Raw genomic sequence first — 17,734 nt, 5'->3', positions numbered from 1 at the left:
GGCGAACCCCCGGAGGCTTGCCATGTCGCTGAACCCGATCCGTCCCTGGCGCAACATCGAGCGCCGCAAGTCGCGCCAGATCATGGTGGGCAAGGTCCCCGTCGGTGGCGATGCCCCGATCAGCGTGCAGACCATGACCAACACCAACGGCCACGACGTCAAGGCGACCTTGGCCCAGGTCATCGCCGCGGCGGATGCCGGCGCCGATATCGTGCGCATCAGCGCCCCGGACCAGGAGACGACGCGCGCGCTGCGCGAGATCTGCCGCGAGAGCCCTGTGCCGATCGTGGCCGACATCCATTTCCACTACAAGCGCGCCATCGAGGCTGCCGAGGCGGGCGCCGCCTGTCTGCGCATCAACCCCGGCAACATCGGGGACGAAAGCCGCGTGCGCGAGGTCATCAAGGCGGCCAAGGACCACGGCTGTTCGATCCGCATCGGCGTGAATGCAGGCAGCCTGGAGAAGCACCTGCTGGAGAAATATGGCGAGCCCTGTCCCGACGCGATGGTCGAGAGCGGGCTGGATCATATCAAGATCCTGCAGGACAACGATTTCCATGAGTTCAAGATCAGCGTGAAGGCCAGCGACGTGTTCCTGTCGGCGGCGGCCTATCAGCAGCTGTCCGAGGCGACAGATGCACCCATCCATCTGGGCATCACCGAGGCGGGCGGTTTCGTCGGCGGCACCGTCAAGTCGGCGGTGGGCCTGGGCAACCTTCTGTGGATGGGGATCGGCGACACGATCCGCGTCAGCCTGTCGGCCGATCCGGTCGAGGAGGTCAAGGTCGGCTTTGAGATCCTGAAATCGCTTGGCCTGCGGACGCGCGGGGTGCAGATCATCAGCTGTCCCAGCTGCGCACGGCAGGGCTTTGACGTGATCCGCACGGTCGAGGCGCTGGAAAAGCGGCTGGAGCACATCAAGACCCCGATGAGCCTGTCGATCATCGGTTGCGTGGTGAACGGACCGGGCGAGGCGCTGATGACCGATCTGGGATTCACCGGCGGCGGGGCCGGGTCGGGCATGGTCTACATGGCCGGCAAGCAAAGCCACAAGCTGTCGAACAACCAGATGGTCGATCACATCGTCCGGCTGGTCGAGGAACGGGCCGAGGTCCTGGACGCCGAGGCGCGCGCCGCGGAAGCCGCCGCCGAGTAGGGTTGCGTCCCGCGAGGGCCGGGGGCGCTGGCGCCCCCCGGACCCACCGCAGGCGCGCCCTGTCAGCCGCCGGTATGGCTCATGTGGCGGGTCATCTGGCCTACGACGCCTTGGCGGGAATAGTCGAAGTCGTGACCCTTGGGTTTGCGCGCGATGGCCGCGCGGATCGTCTGGCGCAGGGCCTCGTCGTCGGCGCTGGCGCGCAGGGGCGCGCGCAGGTCGGCGTTGTCCTCCTGGCCCAGGCACATGAACAGCTCTCCGGTGCAGGTGACGCGCACGCGATTGCAGCTTTCGCAGAAATTGTGGGTCAGGGGCGTGATGAAGCCGATCTTCTGTCCGGTCTGGGCCAGCCTGACGTAACGGGCCGGGCCGCCCGTGCGTTCGGCAAGATCCAGCAGCGTAAAGCGTTCGGCCAGCCGGGCGCGCAGGTCGGACAGGGGCCAGTACTGGTCCAGCCGGTCCTCCTCTCCCATCTCGCCCATGGGCATCACCTCGATGAAGGTCAGGTCGTGACCCTCGTCGCCGCACCATTGCACCAGATCGAACAGCTCGCTGTCGTTGACGCCCTTGAGGGCCACGGCGTTGATCTTGACGCGCAGGCCGGCAGCGGTCGCGGCGCGGATCCCCTCCAGCACCTGGGGCAGGCGGCCCCACCGGGTGATCGCCGCGAACTTGTCGGCGTCCAGCGTGTCCAGCGACACGTTTACGCGCCGCACGCCGATATCGGCCAGTTCCGCCGCGTGTCGGGCCAGCTGGCTGCCGTTGGTGGTCAGGGTCAGCTCGTCCAGGCCGTTCCCCAGGTGACGTGACACGTTGCGGAAAAAGCCCATGATGCCGCGACGGACCAGTGGCTCTCCTCCGGTGATGCGCAGCTTGCGCACGCCCAGGCCGATGAAGGCGGTGGACAGGCGGTCCAGCTCCTCCAGCGTCAGGAGATCGGCCTTGGGCAGGAACTGCATGTGTTCCGCCATGCAATAGACGCATCGGAAATCGCAGCGGTCGGTGACCGACACCCGCAGATAGGTGATGGGGCGGGCAAACGGGTCGATCAGGGGCGGGTGCATGTCCATCCCCCATATCTAGGCGCGCCGGACTGCGGTCACAAGGCGGGGATTCATGGGTCGGGTGGTGGACCTTGCCACGCTGGAGTGACTAATCTGCGGCAACGATGATCGAAGGAGACGCCGATGCGCCTGATCCCCCTTGCCGTCCTGGGCCTGTCGCTGGCCGGATGCACCCAGATGGCCGCGACGATGAACCGGCCCGAAGCACCCAAGGCGACGGCGGCCCAGACCGCGGCCGCGACGGCCGTGACGCGCGCGCCCAGCCCCCGGCCCGCAGCACGCGCGACACCCGCACAGCTGGACACCACGACGCCCGAACAGCGCGTAGCCGCCGCCCAGGCCCCGGCCACGGCCGAGACGCGGCTTGGCACGACCGTCGGATCGCTTGGCAACCCGTCCGAGGGTGGGTTCTGGATGAAGACGCCCCTGGTCGATGCGCCCGTGCAGGGGCGCATCGTGAACCCCGCCACAGGCAAGTCGGCGCAGGTCGAGTTGCGGCCCCTGTCGGGATCGGGCACGGGCAGTCAGGTGTCGCTGCCGGCACTGCAGCTGCTGGGCGTGCCGCTGACCGACCTGCCGACGCTGGAAGTCTACCGCTCCTGATCGCCGTCAGGGCGGGGCGCGTCGTCGGATTGCGGCGCGTCCTCGGCCTGGGGTTCAGGCTGCGGTTCGGGCGCGGCCATCGCTTCGTGGGCGCTGTGCCAAACGGCGACGCGGTCCGGGTCGCGCTTTTCCAGGTTGCGCAGCCACAGCTTGGCCGCCTGACGCACGCCGCCGTGACGGTCGGACGCCAGGCGCAGCATCAGCTGCAGAACCTTTTCCCGAATCTCCAGATCCTCGGGCTTGGGGTTGTTCATCTTGGCCCAGGGCAGCGTGGCCAGCATCACGCCCCGGCGCAGCCACGGGTTCCGGCTGCCGGCCCATGCCGTGATCTGATCCAGACGGGTCGGATCGGCGACCACGCGCCGCGCGGCGGCGGTCATCACGGCATCGTCGATCTCGGCCCCGTCGATCTGCGGCGCCCAGTCCATGATCGCGGCCCAGGCCGCGTCGTCGGGCCGCATCCGGGCCTGGACCAGCAGGCGGGCGGCGGCCAGGCGGGCCTCGTGGACGTCGCTGTCCCACAGCGCCTCGGCCAGCGCGATGCGCGCGTCCAGATCGCGTTCCGCGCGCCATTCGGCGACGACCTCCTCCAGCGCGGCGGGGGTGATGCCCAGGGTCTCTCGATCACGCTTGTGGCGTGCACTGGCGCGGGCGGCGCGTTCGGGGTCGGCCAGGTCGCGCAGCCGGTCCAGTTCCTGCATGGGATTCTCCAATCCGTGATTGGCCCCCTTCTAGGGCGTAGGGGCGCCGGCCTCAAGATGATGGTGGCAGGGGCGCTCCGGGCGGGCTAAAAGGCGCGGCAAAACCACGAGGTAGGCCCATGTCGCATTCCGCAGACCCCCGTCCGATGACCGCCCGCCGCTCCGGCCCCCTGTCGGGCGAGGCGCTGGTGCCGGGGGACAAGTCGATCAGCCACCGTGCCCTGATCCTGGGCGCGATGGCCGTCGGAGAGACGCGCATCACCGGCCTGCTGGAAGGCCAGGACGTGCTGGACACCGCCCGCGCCATGCAGGCGCTTGGTGCGCAGGTGACGCAGCACGGGCCGGGGGAATGGTCGGTGCATGGTGTGGGCGTGGGCGGCTTCTCCAGCCCGGCCGAGGTGATCGATTGCGGCAATTCCGGCACCGGCGTGCGTCTGATCATGGGTGCGGTCGCGACCACGCCGATCAGTGTGACCTTCACCGGCGACGCCAGCCTGTCGCGTCGTCCGATGGCGCGGGTGACGGACCCGCTGTCGCAGTTCGGCACCCAGATCACCGCGCGCGAGGGGGGGCGTCTGCCCATCACCATCCAGGGCGCGGCCGATCCGGTGCCCGTCACCTATCGCACCCCCGTGGCCAGCGCCCAAATCAAGTCGGCGATCCTGCTGGCCGGGCTGAACGCGCCGGGCGACACGGTTGTGATCGAATCCGAACCCACGCGCGATCATTCCGAACGCATGCTGGCCGGTTTCGGCGCCCAGATCCGGACCGAGACCACGCCTGACGGCCACAAGATCACCCTTACTGGCCGCCCTGAACTGCGCCCGCAGCCCGTGGCCGTGCCGCGCGATCCGTCCAGTGCGGCCTTTCCGGTGGCTGCGGCGCTGATCGTGCCGGGGTCCGAAATTCGCGTGCCGGGCGTCAGCCGCAACCCGACGCGGGACGGCCTGTACGTGACCCTGCTGGAGATGGGCGCCGACATCAGCTTCGAGAACCCGCGCGAGGAGGGCGGAGAGCCCGTGGCCGACCTGCTGGTGCGCCACGGCCCGCTGAAGGGCGTGACCGTCCCGGCCGATCGTGCGGCCAGCATGATCGACGAATTCCCGATCCTGTCGGTGATCGCCGCGTTCGCCGAAGGCACCACGGTGATGAACGGCGTCGCGGAACTGCGCGTCAAGGAAAGCGACCGGATCGACGCGATGGCCGTGGGCCTGCGCGCGAACGGCGTCACGGTCGAGGACACGCGCGACACCATGACCGTTCACGGCGCGGCGCAGGTGGCGGGCGGCGGCCATGCGGTGACCCATCTGGACCACCGCATCGCCATGAGCTTCCTGATCCTGGGCCTTGCGACCCAGCAGCCCGTCACCATCGACGACGCGGGGCCGATCACCACGTCCTTCCCTGACTTCGTGCCGCTGATGACCCGCTTGGGTGCGACGCTGGACTAGGCGGGATAGCCGATCCCGGCCAGGGATCGGCGGATCTCGTCCAGGATGGCGGGGTCGTCGATGGTGGCGGGCGCCTTGACCGTCTCGCCGTCGGCGATCTTGGCCATGGTCGCGCGCAGGATCTTGCCCGACCGCGTCTTGGGCAGGCGGTCGACGACGCAGGCGGTCTTGAAGGCCGCGACGGGCCCGATGCGGTCGCGGACCATGCGCACCACCTCCGCCACGACCTGGGCATGCTCGGTCTCGACCCCCTTCTTCAGGCACAGAAGGCCCAGGGGTGCCTGTCCCTTCAGCGGATCGGCGACCCCGATCACCGCGCATTCCGCGACGGCGGGATGGCTGGACAGGACCTCCTCCATGCTGCCCGTGGACAGGCGGTGGCCCGCGACGTTGATGACGTCGTCGGTGCGCGCCATGATCCAGACATAGCCGTCATCGTCGACGTAACCCGCATCGCCGGTCTCGTAGAAGCCGGGGAAATGCTGCAGATAGGCGCGGTTGAACCGATCCTCGGCGTTCCACAGCGTGGGCAGGGTGCCGGGCGGCAGGGGCAGCTTGATCGCGATCGCGCCCAAGGTGCCGGGTGCGACCGGGTGCCCGGCCTCGTCCAGGACCTGCACGTCGTAGCCGGGCATGGGCAAGGTCGGGCTGCCCTTTTTCACGGGCATCAGCCCCGCGCCGAAGGGGTTCGCGGCGATGGGCCAGCCGGTCTCCGTCTGCCACCAGTGGTCGATCACCGGAACCTTGACCCGGTCCTCGGCCCAGGTGACGGTGTCGGGGTCGGCGCGTTCGCCCGCCAGGAACAAGGCCTGCAGGCCGGACAGGTCGTACTTGCCGACCAGCCGGCCCTCCGGGTCGTCGCGCTTGACCGCACGGATGGCGGTGGGCGCGGTGAAGAAGGACTTGACCTTGTGGTCCGCGATCACCCGCCAGAACGTGCCCGCGTCGGGGGTGCCGACGGGCTTACCTTCGAACACCACGGTCGTCGCGCCCGCGATCAGCGGTCCATAGACGATATAGCTGTGTCCCACGACCCAGCCCACGTCGGACGCGACCCAGAACACGTCGCCCGGCCCGATGCCGTAGATGTTCGGCACGCTCCACGCCAGGGCGACCAGATGCCCCGCGGTATGGCGCACGACACCCTTGGGCTGGCCCGTCGTCCCCGAGGTGTAGAGGATATAGGCCGGGTGGTTCCCCTCGACCGGGACGCAGTCGGCAGGGTGCGCGTCCGCCACCGCCTGGCGCCAGTCCAGATCGCGGCCCACCACCATGTCGGCCGTGCATTCGGGGCGCTGGAACACGATGGTGAAGTCCGGCTTGTGGGCGGCCTCGTCGATGGCGCGGTCCATCAGCGGCTTGTAGGGGACGACCCGACCCGGCTCCAGCCCGCAGCTTGCGGCGATGATCGCGCGGGGCTTGGCGTCGTCGATGCGCACCGCCAGTTCATGCGCGGCGAACCCGCCGAAGACGACCGAATGGATGGCCCCGATCCGGGCGCAGGCCAGCATCGCCTGCATCGCCTCGGGGATCATCGGCATGTAGATGATGACCCGGTCGCCCTTGCCGATGCCGCGCGCAGCCAGCACACCCGCCAGCCGGGCCACCTGGTCCTGCAGCTGGGCATAGGTCAGGCGACTGACGCTGCCGGTCATCGGGCTGTCATGGATCACCGCCAGGCGGTCGCCGTGACCGGCCGCGACATGGCGGTCGATGGCGTTCCAGCAGGTGTTCACCATGCCGTCGGCGAACCACTCCCCGGCGGGGCCCTGGTCGAAATGCGCGCGGCTTGGGGGCTGGGTCCAGTCGATGGCATCGGCGGCCTGCATCCAGAACGCCTCGGGATCGGCCTTCCAGCGCGCGTAGAGATCTTGATAGGACATGGACTCCCCTCCCTGAACCTGGGTTTTGTTACGCAGGAAGGGGGGCGTCGCGCAACCTTGTTAGCGGCGTGACAATGCGCTGATTAGCAGAAATCCGGCGATCGGGTTTGCAAACAGAACGGCGCGGCAAAGCCTCCTTTGCCGCGCCGCAGTATTTGCAAAAATGCCGGCGAATCAGCCGTAATGCGTGACCGGTGTGCCGGCCAGCACCGACATGTTCAGCAGGCCGCGCGTGGTGATCGAGGGTGTCACGATATGGGCGCGGTTGCCCATGCCCATCAGGATCGGCCCGACTTCCAGGCCGCCCGCGCGCATCTTCAGCGCGTTGCGGACGCCCGATGCGGCGTCGGTGCCCGCAAAGACCAGCACGTTCGCCACACCCTGCAGCCGCGAGGTCGGGAAGATGCGTTCGCGCAATTCGGGGTCCAGGGCCGCGTCCACATGCATCTCGCCGTCATACATGAAGTCGGGCTCGCGTGCGTCCAGCAGCGCCAAGGCGTCGCGCATCTTGCGCCCGGAATAGCTGTCGGTGTTGCCGAACTGCGAATGGCTGCACAGGGCGATCTTGGGCGTCAGGCCGAACCGGCGGACGTGACGCGCGGCGCCCATCACCGTCTCCATGACCTGCTGGGGCGTGGGGTCGTTATGGCACTGGGTGTCCGCGATGAACAGCGGCCCGTCCTCCAGGATGATCATCGACAGTGCGCCGACCGGGTGCAGCCCGTCGCGGGCCAGGATCTGGCGCACGTATTGCAGGTGCCAGCTGTACTGTCCGAACGTGCCGCAGATCAGGCTGTCGGCCTCGGCCCGGTGCACCATGACGGCGCCGATGGCGGTGGTGTTGGTGCGCATGATCGCGCGGGCGATGTCGGGGCTGACCCCGCGCCGCGCCATGATGCCGTGATACGTTTCCCAATAGTCGCGATAGCGTGGGTCGTTCTCGGGGTTCACGATCTCGAAATCGACATCCGGGCGGATCGGCAGGCCCGCGCGTTCGGCGCGGGTGGCGATCACGTCGGGGCGGCCGATCAGGATCGGGACGTCGGTCGTCTCCTCCAGCATGGCGTTGGCGGCGCGCAGGACACGTTCGTCCTCGCCCTCGGCAAAGACGATGCGGCGCGTGGCGGTGGCCGCGGCCTCGAAGACCGGGCGCATGATCAGCGCCGATCGGAAGACCGACCCGTCCAGCTTCTGTTTGTAGGCGGCCATGTCGTCCAGGGGCCGGGTCGCCACACCCGTCTCCATCGCGGCGCGGGCCACGGCGGATGACACGACGCCCATCAGGCGCGGATCGAAGGGCTTGGGGATCAGATAATCGGCGCCGAAGGTCAGCGTCTCGCCGCGATAGGCGGCGGCGGCCTCGGCCGCGGTGGTCGCGCGGGCCAGGGCGGCGATGCCCTCGATGCAGGCGATCTTCATCTCGTCGTTGATCGTGGTCGCACCGACGTCCAGCGCGCCGCGGAAGATGAAGGGGAAGCACAGGACGTTGTTGACCTGGTTTGGGAAATCGCTGCGTCCGGTGGCGATGATCGCGTCGGGGGCGACGGCGCGGGCCGCGTCGGGGTCGATTTCCGGGTTCGGGTTCGCCAGCGCGAAGATGATCGGCCGCGGGGCCATGTGGCCGACCATCTCGGGCGTCAGAACGCCCGGACCGGACAGGCCTAGGAACAGGTCGGCGCCGTCGATCACCTCGGTCAGGCTGCGCTTGTCCGAGGCTTGGGCATAGGCAGCCTTCTGCGGGTTCATGTCGATGTCGCGGCCCTCATGGACCAGGCCGTGGATGTCGCACAGCCAGACGTTCTCGCGTTTGACGCCCAGTTTCAGCAGCATGTTCAGGCAGGCGATGCCCGCGGCCCCGCCGCCGGTCGAGACGATCTTGATGTCCTCGAACCGCTTGCCGGCGATGCGCAGCGCATTGGTCGCGGCCGCGCCCACCACGATGGCGGTGCCGTGCTGGTCGTCGTGAAAGACCGGGATGTTCATCCGCTCGCGGCAGATCTGTTCGACGATGAAGCAGTCGGGGGCCTTGATGTCCTCCAGGTTCACCGCGCCGAAGGTCGGCTCCAGCGCGCAGACGATCTCGGCCAGCTTGACCGGATCGGGCTCGTTCACCTCGATGTCGAAGCAGTCAATGTTGGCGAATTTCTTGAACAGGACCGCCTTGCCCTCCATCACCGGCTTGGAGGCCAGCGCGCCGATGTTGCCTAGGCCCAGGACGGCCGTGCCGTTCGAGATGACGGCCACCAGGTTGCCCTTGGTGGTATAGCGTGCGGCGGTTGCGGGATCGGCCTTGATCTCCAGGCAGGCTTCGGCGACGCCGGGGGAATAGGCGCGGGCCAGGTCGCGGCCATTGGCCATCGGCTTGGTCGCGCGGATCTCCAGTTTGCCCGGTCGCGGGAACTCGTGATAATCCAGCGCGGCCTGTCTTGCGCTGTCCTGCCTGCGGTCTTCCATCTTTCGCCCCTCCGGTTTCGGAATTGGTTTACCGTTAAACCATTCTGACGTCGGGGAACAGCGGGGTTCTGCGCGCCCGCGCGCGTCTTGCACAACCCCGCCCGCGGGCGCAGATTGGCGGCCAGATCGAACGGGGTGAACCATGACGACGTCATTGCTGGATGCGGCGCGCGACGTGCGCGAACGGGCCTATGTGCCCTATTCAAAATTCAAGGTCGGCGCGGCCATCCGCGGCGCGTCGGGCACCGTCTATCGCGGCTGCAACGTCGAGAACGTGGCCTATCCCGAAGGCACCTGCGCCGAGGCCGGGGCCATCGCCGCGATGGTCGCCGCCGGAGAGACGCAGTTGATCGAGGTCGCCGTCATCGCCGACAGCCCGACCCCCGTGCCGCCCTGCGGCGGCTGCCGCCAGAAGCTGGCGGAATTCGCATCCGGAGAGGTGCCGGTCCTGCTGGCCACGACCGACGGCGCACAGATGCACACGACCGTGGGCGACCTGCTGCCCGGCCGTTTCGACGCGGGCCACATGGCGCGCACATGACCGATCCGCGACCTGTCATATCGGCGATCCGCGACGGGCGGGGCCTGGACGGGCCGGGCGCGGCGCTGATCGCGCAGGGGCTGGCCGACGGGTCGGTCAGCGACGCGCAGGCGGGTGCCTTTGCGATGGCGGTGCTGACCAAGGGCGTCGGACCGGCGGGCCGTGTGGCGCTGACGCGCGCCATGCGCGATTCGGGGCATGTCCTACAATGGGACCTGTCGGGCCCAGTGGTGGACAAGCATTCAACCGGCGGCATCGGCGATACGGTGTCGCTAATGCTGGCGCCGCTTCTGGCCGCGCGTGGGGTGTTCGTACCGATGATCTCGGGTCGCGGCCTGGGCCATACGGGTGGCACGCTGGACAAGCTGGAAGCGATCCCCGGCTATCTGTGCGACCAGCCGGAGGATGACTTCCGCCGCATCGTGCGCACCATCGGCTGCGCGATCGTGGCGGCCACGGGCGACGTGGCCCCTGCGGACCGTCGCCTGTACGCGATCCGCGACGAATCGGGGACGGTGGAATCGATCGACCTGATCACCGCATCGATCCTGTCGAAGAAGCTGGCGGCGGGGCTGGATGCGCTGGTCCTGGACGTCAAGGCGGGGTCGGGCGCCATCCTGAAGAAGGCCGACAGCGCCGGCCGGCTGGCCCAGGCCCTGGTCGAGACGGCGAACGGGGCGGGCTGCCGCACCTCTGCCTTCATCACCGACATGGATCAGCCGCTGGCCCGCAGCGCCGGCAATGCGCTGGAGATCCACGAGGCGATCCGCGCTCTGCGGGGCGAGGCCGGGGCGCTGCGCGACCTGACGCTGGCGCTGGCGGCGGAATGCCTGACGCTGGCCGGACGGTCCGCGGACGGTCTGGCCGACACGCTGGACAGCGGCGCCGCCGCCGAGGTGTTCGGCCGCATGGTCGCGGCCCAGGGCGGACCGCGCGACCTGCTGGACCGCCCCGAGGCGCATCTGGCCCGCGCGCCGCTGATCCTGCCCATCCCCGCGCCCGACGCGGGGCGCGTGGGGCGCATCGACGTGACCGCGCTTGGCCACGCGGTGCTGGCGCTTGGCGGCGGGCGCGTGCGCGCGGCCGAGGCGATCGACCACCGCGTGGGCCTGGACCGCCTAGCCAAGCTTGGAGAGGAGGTCGGCCCCGACCGCCCCCTGGGCATGGTTCACGCCGCCGACGACACGGCGGCACAGGTGGCCATCGCCGCCGTGCAGGCCGCCTATGTCCTGGGCGACGGCCAGCCCGGCCCACTGATCCGCGACCGGATCGGCGCATGAGTCGGGCGTTCCTGATCGTCATGGACAGCGTGGGCATCGGCGGCGCGCCCGATGCCCATGCCTTCTTCAACGACGGTCGCCCCGATACCGGTGCGAACACCGTCGGGCATATCGCGCAGTCCCGTCCGTTGCGGATGCCGGTGCTGGACGGGCTGGGGTTTGGGGCGGCGGTGCGGCTGGCCTCGGGCGCGGATGCGCCGGGTCTGGGCGCCGAACCGCGCGGCCTGTGGGGCGCGGCATCCGAGGTGTCGCGCGGCAAGGACACCCCCTCCGGCCACTGGGAGATCGCGGGCGTCCCCGTGCCGTGGGACTGGACGTACTTCCCCGACGCCGACCCCGCCTTTCCTGCCGACGTGACTGCCCGGATCTGCCAGCTGGCAGGGACCGACGGCATCCTGGGCAACTGCCACGCATCGGGGACGCAGGTCATCGACGACTTCGGCGCCCGGCATCTGCAGACCGGCTGGCCGATCTGCTACACCTCGGCCGACAGCGTGCTGCAGATCGCGGCGCATGAGGAGGCGTTCGGCCTCGACCGCCTGATCGCGCTGTGTCGCGATCTGTCACCGATGCTGCACGCGATGCGCGTGGGCCGGGTCATCGCGCGGCCCTTTGTTGGCCAATCCGGCGCGTTCCGTCGCACCGGCAACCGCCGCGATTTCGCGATCGCGCCGCCGGGCGACACCATCCTGGACATCGCGCAGGGTGCGGGGCGGGTCACCCATGCCATCGGCAAGATCGGCGACATCTTCAGCCATCGCGGCATCACCCGCCTGCACAAGGGCGCCGATGACGCGGCCCTGGCAGAACACCTGGTCCGGCTTGGCACCCAGGCCGAACCCGGCAGCCTGACATTCGCCAACTTCGTCGAATTCGACACCAATTTCGGCCACAGGCGGGACATTCCCGGCTATGCCACGCAACTGGAATGGTTCGACGGCGTCGCGGGCCGGTTCCTGGCGACGCTGTCGCCCGGCGATCTGGCGATCTTCACCGCCGATCACGGCAATGACCCGTCCTGGTCCGGCACCGACCACACCCGCGAGCGCGCCCCCGTGCTGGGCTGGGGTGCGGGCGTGCGCGGCGTGGGGCAGGTGGGCTTTGCCGATATCGGCGCCTCTATCCTTGCGCATCTGGGGCTGCCCGCCCCCCGACACGGGACATCATTCCTATGAAGAAGATCGAACTGCACCTGCATCTGGAGGGTGCCGCGCCACCCGATTTCATCCGCGGCCTGGCCAAGGAAAAACGCGCCGACCTGTCCGGCGTCTTCGACGAGCGCGGGCATTACGCCTATGACGACTTTCCGGGCTTCCTGCGCTGCTACGAGGCCGCGACCAGCGTCATCAACGGCCCGCGCGACTATGCCCGCCTGCTGGCCGAGGTGCTTGACCGCTGCGCCGAGGAGGGCGTGGTCTATGCGGAACTGTTCGTCTCGCCGGAGTTCTGCGGAGGTGCGGACCTTTCGGCCTGGCGCGATCATCTGGCCGCGATGACCGAGGTCGCGGACCGCGCCCGGGCGGACGGCATCGACAGCCGCGGCATCGTCACCGCGATCCGTCACTTCGGCGCGGATCGTGCGCGCAAAACCGCGCGCTGTGCTGCCGAGACCGCGGGCGGCTGGATCACCGGCTTTGGCATGGGTGGGGCCGAACAGGTCGGCCGGGCCACCGATTACGCCTGGAGCTTTGACTGCGCGGCAGAGGCCGGGTTGGGCCTGACCTGCCATGCAGGCGAATGGGGCGGCCCCGACAGCGTCCGGCAGGCGCTGGACCTGGGCTGCACTCGCATCGGGCATGGCGTGCAGGCGATCGACGACCCTGCGCTGGTGCGCGACCTGGTCGAGCGCGGCGTGACGCTGGAGGTGTGTCCGGGATCGAACATCGCGCTTGGGGTCTATCCGTCCTGGGCCGCCCATCCCATCGCGCGGCTGGCCGATGCCGGGGTGCGGGTCACCGTGTCCACCGACGATCCGCCGTTCTTCCACACGACGATGCGCCATGAATACGATCGACTTGCGTCGACCTTTGGCTGGGGCGATACCGAGTTCCGACAGATCAACCAGTGGGCTGCCGACGCCGCGTTCTGCGACGCGTCCACCCGCGACCGCCTGAAAAAGGAATTCGCCTGATGCAACACCTGACCGTCGTCGACCACCCGCTGGTTCAGCACAAGCTGTCGATCATGCGCCAGAAAGAGGTGTCCACCGCCGGTTTCCGCCGCCTTCTGCGCGAGATCAGCCTGCTTCTGGCCTATGAGGTCACGCGAGAGCTGGAGCTGACCACCATGCACATCGAGACGCCCATGTGCGAGATGGAGGCCCCCACGCTGGAGGGCAAGAAGCTGGCCCTGATCTCGATCCTGCGGGCCGGAAACGGGCTGATGGACGGTATCCTGGAGCTGATCCCCGGCGCGCGCGTGGGCTTCGTCGGCCTCTATCGCGACCCCGAGACGCTGAAGCCGGTCGAATACTACTGCAAGGTGCCGCGCGAACTGGACGCGCGGATGACCATCGTGGTGGACCCCATGCTGGCCACGGGCAACTCGTCGGTCGCGGCCATCGACATGCTGAAAGAGCGCGGCGCCAAGAACATGCGCTTCCTGTGCCTGTTGGCTGCGCCCGAAGGCGTCGAACGCATGCGCGAGGCGCATCCGGACGTGCCGATCTTCACGGCGGCGCTGGACGAACGACTGGACGATCACGGCTATATCGTCCCGGGCCTGGGCGATGCCGGCGACCGGATGTTCGGCACGAAATAAGGCCGCCCGTTAACCGCCGTTTCACGGTTCTGCGCTAGGTCTGGGGCAGGACAACGGAATGGATGGCAGATGATCGGGCACTTGCGGGTCTTGGCGATGCTTTTGCTGGGCGGGGCGGCGCAAGCCGCGCCGACGCCACCGCCCCCCGCCGATTTCGCGGGGACGCAGTATATCGACGGCAACGGCTGCGTCTTCACCCGCAGCGGCGCCGACTGGACTGCGCGTCAGGATGGGCAAGGGCAGGCGCTGTGCGGCTTTCCCCCCAGCCTGGACGTCCGGCGCACGGACCCGCTGACGGAAAGGGCGCTGCCGCTGACCCAAGCACCGCCGCCGGATGTCGAAACCCTGCTGCTTGAACAGCTGTCGCGCGACCTGCGCCCCGGCGAATGGACCGCGGACCCGGCCCCGGCCGAAACCCGCGCGGAACCGGCCGCGTCGCGGGCGCCCGATCCGATCCACACCGCACTGCAGGATGCCCTGACCATGGCACCGACACTGCGCGAGGCCACCGGCCTGTCGGGCAGCCCGGAGCTATGCGCGCGTCTTGGCTACAAGCCGGACCCGTCGGCATCCGCGCAGGGCTCTACCTTGGGGTTGTGTCCCGGCATGCGCGCGGCCACCGCGACGGCGTCGTTGACCACGGGAGTGACCGCGGCACCGCCACGGCCAGAGCCGGCAGCCGTCAGGACGGCCCCCGCGGCGCGGCCGACCGTTGCCGCGACCCCGCGTGCCACGACCCGTCGTGCGGCCTCACCAACCCCTGCGGCGCCCGTCGCCTCCGCGCCCAAGCCGGTGGCGGTGCCTGGACCCGAGATGATCCCGGCATCGGCGCGGTATGTTCAGGTTGGCGCCTATGGCGACGAGGGGAACGCGATGATCGTGCTGCGGGCGCTGGCCGCGCGCGGCTATCCGACGGGGCAGGGGCGGACAACGGATGGGACGAAACCGCTGCGGCTGATCATGGCGGGACCCTTTACCGACCGGCAGGCCCTGATCGCCGCGCTGAACGATCTGCGGGCGAACGGCTATCCCAAGGCGGTGGCGCGCTAGGCACTGCGCACCGCCTCGATCATCCGGGCGACGTTGTCGGGATCGGCGTCAGGGGTGATCCCGTGACCCAGGTTGAAGACATGCGGACCGCCGCGCAGGGCGCGGGTGATCCGCTGCGCCTCGGCGACCAGTTCGGGCCCGCCCGTGACCATGTGCCGCGGGTCCATGTTGCCTTGGACGCAGCCCTCGGTCTGGACGTGGCGCGCGGCCCAATCGGTCGATACCGAATTGTCCAGCGCAACGCAGTCTGCTCCGACCGCCGCCCGAAACCCGACATAACGCTCGCCCGCCTCACGGGGGAAGGCGATGACAGGCACGCCGGGATGGCGCGCCTTCAGCGCGGCGATGATCCGCTTGGCCGGGGCAATCGCGAAGTCGTCGAAATCCTGGCCCTTCAGGCTGCCGGCCCAGCTGTCGAACAGCTTGACGACTTCGGCCCCGGCCTCGATCTGGCGTGACAGGTAATGGATCGTGGCATCCGTGATCAGGTCGATCAATGCGGCGAATGTCGCGCGGTCCTGATCCTTCAGCAGATGCGCCGGTCCCTGATCCTTGGTGCCGCGGCCCGCGACCATGTAGGTCGCGACCGTCCATGGCGCGCCGGCAAAGCCGATCAGGGCGGTTTCCCGCGGCAGTTCGCGTGACAGGATCTGCAGCGTCTCATAGACGGGTGCCAGCTGCGCATCGACCTGATCCGCCGGTTTCAGCCGCGCCAAATCCGACGCGCTGGTCACGGTGGACAGCCGCGGTCCCTCTCCGGTGACGAACCACAGGTCGGCGCCCAAGGCCTGGGGGATCAGCAGGATGTCGGCAAAAAGGATCGCGGCATCAAAGCCAAAGCGGCGGATCGGCTGCAGGGTGACCTCGGCGGCAAGGTCGGGATTGTAGCACAGCGACAGGAAATCGCCCGCCTGCGCGCGCGTCGCACGGTACTCCGGCAGATAACGCCCGGCTTGACGCATCATCCAGATCGGCGGGGTGGGCAGGGTCTCGCCGGCCAGGGCACGCAGCAGAAGTTTGGTCATGGGGCCTCCTGCGCCCCTTGAAGGTCAGGCGACAGGCGTTGTCAAGCGCAGCCCCGGCGGCTATGCCGTGGCGCATGAAACAGATGCCCACTCCCACCCGACCGCTTCGGATCGGCACGCGCGGATCGGTCCTGGCCTTGGCGCAGGCCCATGAGACGCGCGATCGCCTGATGGCTGCCCATGGCCTGCCGCAGGACGCGTTCCAGATCATTCCGATCAAGACCACCGGCGACCGCGTCCTGGACCGCCCCCTGTCGCAGATCGGCGGCAAGGGCCTGTTCACCCGCGAGATCGAGGAGGCCTTGACCGAGGGCGCGATCGACATCGCCGTGCATTCGATGAAGGACATGCCCACGCTGCAACCGGACGGCTTGGTGATCGACTGCCTGCTGCCGCGAGAGGATGTCCGGGACGCCTTTGTCAGCCCGCACGTAGCCTCGATCACCGCGCTGCCGCAGGGCGCGGTCGTGGGCTCCTCCAGCCTGCGCCGCCGCGCCCAATTGGCACACCGTCGTCCCGATCTGCAGTTGGTGGAATTTCGGGGGAATGTGCAGACGCGCCTGCAGAAGCTTGCGGACGGGGTTGCCGTGGCGACCTTCCTGGCAATGGCGGGACTGTCGCGGCTGGACATGCGTCACGTCGCCCAAAGTGCCATCGATCCGGACGAGATGCTGCCCGCTGTCGCACAGGGCGCCATCGGCATCGAGCGCCGTGCCGACGATCAGGGCTGTGCGATGCTGCTGTCGTCGATCAACGATCCGCTGACGGCGCTGCGGATTGAGGCAGAGCGTGCCTTCCTGCGCCGCTTGGACGGGTCCTGCCAGACGCCCATCGCGGGGCTTGCTACGCTGGATGGCGACCGCATGACGCTGCGGGGCGAAATCCTGCGCCCGGATGGCAGCGAGGTCGTCGCCGGTGTCCGTGATGGTCTTGCGTCGGATGGTGCGGCCATGGGGACGGATCTGGCGGAGGAGCTGCTGTCCCGCGCCGGACCCGGCTTTCTGATGGCCTGAGGATATGCTGGGGCACAGCCCCGGCAAGCGCGTCAATAGCTGCGGATCAGTCCGACCAGCCGACCCTGGATGCGCACGCGGTCTTCGGGAAGAAGCCGCGTCTCGTAGGCCGGATTGGCGGCCTCCAGCGCGATCATCGATCCTTTGCGGCGATAGCGCTTCAGAGTGGCTTCCTGATTGTCCACCAAGGCCACGATGATGTCGCCCGTCTCTGCGGTGTCCTGTTCGCGGATCACCACGACATCGCCATCGTTGATGCCGGCCTCGATCATCGAATCGCCGGTCACCTCAAGCGCGTAATGATGTTCACGGCCCGAAAGCATCGTTCCCGGCACCGCGACGTGGTGCGACACTTCGGAAATCGCCTCGATCGGCACGCCGGCGGCGATACGGCCCATCAGGGGCAACTGAACCGCAGGGCTGTCGACGACCGTCATGGCACCGCGCGGTCGAGCGGGGCGCGTGTTCGAGATGACGCGCGGCGTGAAAGCCGGACGCGTCTCCTCGGGGGCGGCGTCGGTCAGGTGGGACAGGGCGTCGGGCAGGCGAAGCACCTCGAGCGCGCGGGCGCGGTGCGGCAGGCGCCGGATGAAGCCTCGCTCTTCCAGCGCGGTCACCAGCCTATGAATCCCGGACTTGGACCGCAGGTCCAAAGCATCCTTCATCTCGTCGAAGGAAGGCGGCACGCCGTCCCGCGCCATCCGCCTCTGGATGAACTCAAGCAGTTGGATCTGCTTTTTCGTCAACATGGCC

Annotated in this window: 16 protein-coding genes; 10 read left to right on the top strand and 6 right to left on the bottom strand. The window is 68.8% G+C overall.

Annotation, left to right across the window (positions count from 1 at the left end; all coding sequences use genetic code 11):
• The first annotated feature begins 22 nt into the window (after positions 1–22).
• On the top strand, positions 23–1,156 hold the full coding sequence (gene ispG, locus SY26_RS03840) for a flavodoxin-dependent (E)-4-hydroxy-3-methylbut-2-enyl-diphosphate synthase (RefSeq protein ID WP_045999309.1): 1,134 nt from the start codon (positions 23–25) through the stop codon (positions 1,154–1,156).
• A gap of 62 nt (positions 1,157–1,218) precedes the next feature.
• Here ispG and moaA read toward each other — a convergent pair whose 3' ends face one another.
• A complete protein-coding gene (gene moaA / locus SY26_RS03835) occupies positions 1,219–2,226 on the bottom strand; it encodes a GTP 3',8-cyclase MoaA (RefSeq protein WP_045999308.1) in 1,008 nt (335 codons plus the stop codon).
• 117 nt (positions 2,227–2,343) lie between these two features.
• On the opposite strand from moaA, the gene SY26_RS03830 reads away from it, so the two are divergent.
• The gene (locus tag SY26_RS03830; protein WP_045999307.1) at positions 2,344–2,823 is read left to right on the top strand and encodes a hypothetical protein; all 480 of its coding nucleotides are present in this window, start codon (positions 2,344–2,346) and stop codon (positions 2,821–2,823) included.
• On the opposite strand, the gene SY26_RS03825 is transcribed toward SY26_RS03830, so the two are convergent.
• Positions 2,811–3,524, bottom strand: coding sequence for a DNA alkylation repair protein (locus SY26_RS03825; RefSeq protein ID WP_052715111.1), 714 nt, complete (start codon positions 3,522–3,524; stop codon positions 2,811–2,813). The two genes, SY26_RS03830 and SY26_RS03825, sit on opposite strands and share 13 nt — an antisense overlap.
• Positions 3,525–3,643: 119 nt before the next feature.
• Between SY26_RS03825 and aroA the strand changes: the two genes are divergently transcribed.
• Positions 3,644–4,975, top strand: a complete 1,332-nt coding sequence (gene aroA / locus SY26_RS03820) for a 3-phosphoshikimate 1-carboxyvinyltransferase (protein ID WP_045999306.1) — start codon at positions 3,644–3,646, stop codon at positions 4,973–4,975.
• Here the strand turns inward: aroA and SY26_RS03815 are convergent.
• Positions 4,972–6,858, bottom strand: coding sequence for a propionyl-CoA synthetase (locus tag SY26_RS03815; protein ID WP_045999305.1), 1,887 nt, complete (start codon positions 6,856–6,858; stop codon positions 4,972–4,974). The genes aroA and SY26_RS03815 overlap by 4 nt on opposite strands.
• A 174-nt stretch (positions 6,859–7,032) precedes the next feature.
• On the bottom strand, positions 7,033–9,312 hold the full coding sequence (locus tag SY26_RS03810) for an NADP-dependent malic enzyme (RefSeq protein WP_045999304.1): 2,280 nt from the start codon (positions 9,310–9,312) through the stop codon (positions 7,033–7,035).
• 142 nt (positions 9,313–9,454) lie between these two features.
• Here SY26_RS03810 and SY26_RS03805 point away from each other — a divergent pair, with 142 nt between their 5' ends.
• From SY26_RS03805 to SY26_RS03780, 6 genes are all read left to right on the top strand, one after another.
• Positions 9,455–9,853, top strand: a complete 399-nt coding sequence (locus SY26_RS03805; protein ID WP_045999303.1) for a cytidine deaminase — start codon at positions 9,455–9,457, stop codon at positions 9,851–9,853.
• Entirely contained in the window at positions 9,850–11,133 is a 1,284-nt protein-coding gene (locus tag SY26_RS03800) for a thymidine phosphorylase (protein ID WP_052715110.1), read from the top strand. The genes SY26_RS03805 and SY26_RS03800 overlap by 4 nt, the downstream gene beginning before the upstream one ends.
• Positions 11,130–12,308: a phosphopentomutase gene (locus SY26_RS03795; RefSeq protein ID WP_045999302.1), complete on the top strand. Its 1,179-nt coding sequence runs from the start codon at positions 11,130–11,132 to the stop codon at positions 12,306–12,308. The genes SY26_RS03800 and SY26_RS03795 overlap by 4 nt, the downstream gene beginning before the upstream one ends.
• Positions 12,299–13,264, top strand: a complete 966-nt coding sequence (locus SY26_RS03790) for an adenosine deaminase (protein ID WP_232303271.1) — start codon at positions 12,299–12,301, stop codon at positions 13,262–13,264. Before SY26_RS03795 ends, SY26_RS03790 begins: the two co-directional genes overlap by 10 nt.
• Positions 13,264–13,893 carry a uracil phosphoribosyltransferase gene (upp, locus tag SY26_RS03785; protein WP_176695016.1) on the top strand — a complete coding sequence of 210 codons (630 nt, stop codon included), beginning with the start codon at positions 13,264–13,266 and terminating at the stop codon, positions 13,891–13,893. The genes SY26_RS03790 and upp overlap by 1 nt, the downstream gene beginning before the upstream one ends.
• A gap of 69 nt (positions 13,894–13,962) precedes the next feature.
• Positions 13,963–14,943, top strand: a complete 981-nt coding sequence (locus SY26_RS03780) for an SPOR domain-containing protein (RefSeq protein WP_045999300.1) — start codon at positions 13,963–13,965, stop codon at positions 14,941–14,943.
• Here the strand turns inward: SY26_RS03780 and hemE are convergent.
• Positions 14,940–15,968 carry a uroporphyrinogen decarboxylase gene (gene hemE / locus SY26_RS03775; protein ID WP_045999299.1) on the bottom strand — a complete coding sequence of 343 codons (1,029 nt, stop codon included), beginning with the start codon at positions 15,966–15,968 and terminating at the stop codon, positions 14,940–14,942. The two genes, SY26_RS03780 and hemE, sit on opposite strands and share 4 nt — an antisense overlap.
• A gap of 83 nt (positions 15,969–16,051) precedes the next feature.
• On the opposite strand from hemE, the gene hemC reads away from it, so the two are divergent.
• The gene (hemC, locus tag SY26_RS03770; RefSeq protein WP_045999655.1) at positions 16,052–16,981 is read left to right on the top strand and encodes a hydroxymethylbilane synthase; all 930 of its coding nucleotides are present in this window, start codon (positions 16,052–16,054) and stop codon (positions 16,979–16,981) included.
• A 32-nt stretch (positions 16,982–17,013) separates the two neighbouring features.
• Here hemC and lexA read toward each other — a convergent pair whose 3' ends face one another.
• The gene (lexA, locus tag SY26_RS03765; protein ID WP_045980823.1) at positions 17,014–17,730 is read right to left on the bottom strand and encodes a transcriptional repressor LexA; all 717 of its coding nucleotides are present in this window, start codon (positions 17,728–17,730) and stop codon (positions 17,014–17,016) included.
• Positions 17,731–17,734: the final 4 nt, after the last annotated feature.

The sequence above is a fragment of the Paracoccus sp. 228 genome, assembly GCF_000967825.1.
Taxonomy (GTDB): Bacteria; Pseudomonadota; Alphaproteobacteria; order Rhodobacterales; family Rhodobacteraceae; genus Paracoccus; species Paracoccus marcusii.
This window is presented reverse-complemented; position numbering and strand designations above follow the sequence as displayed.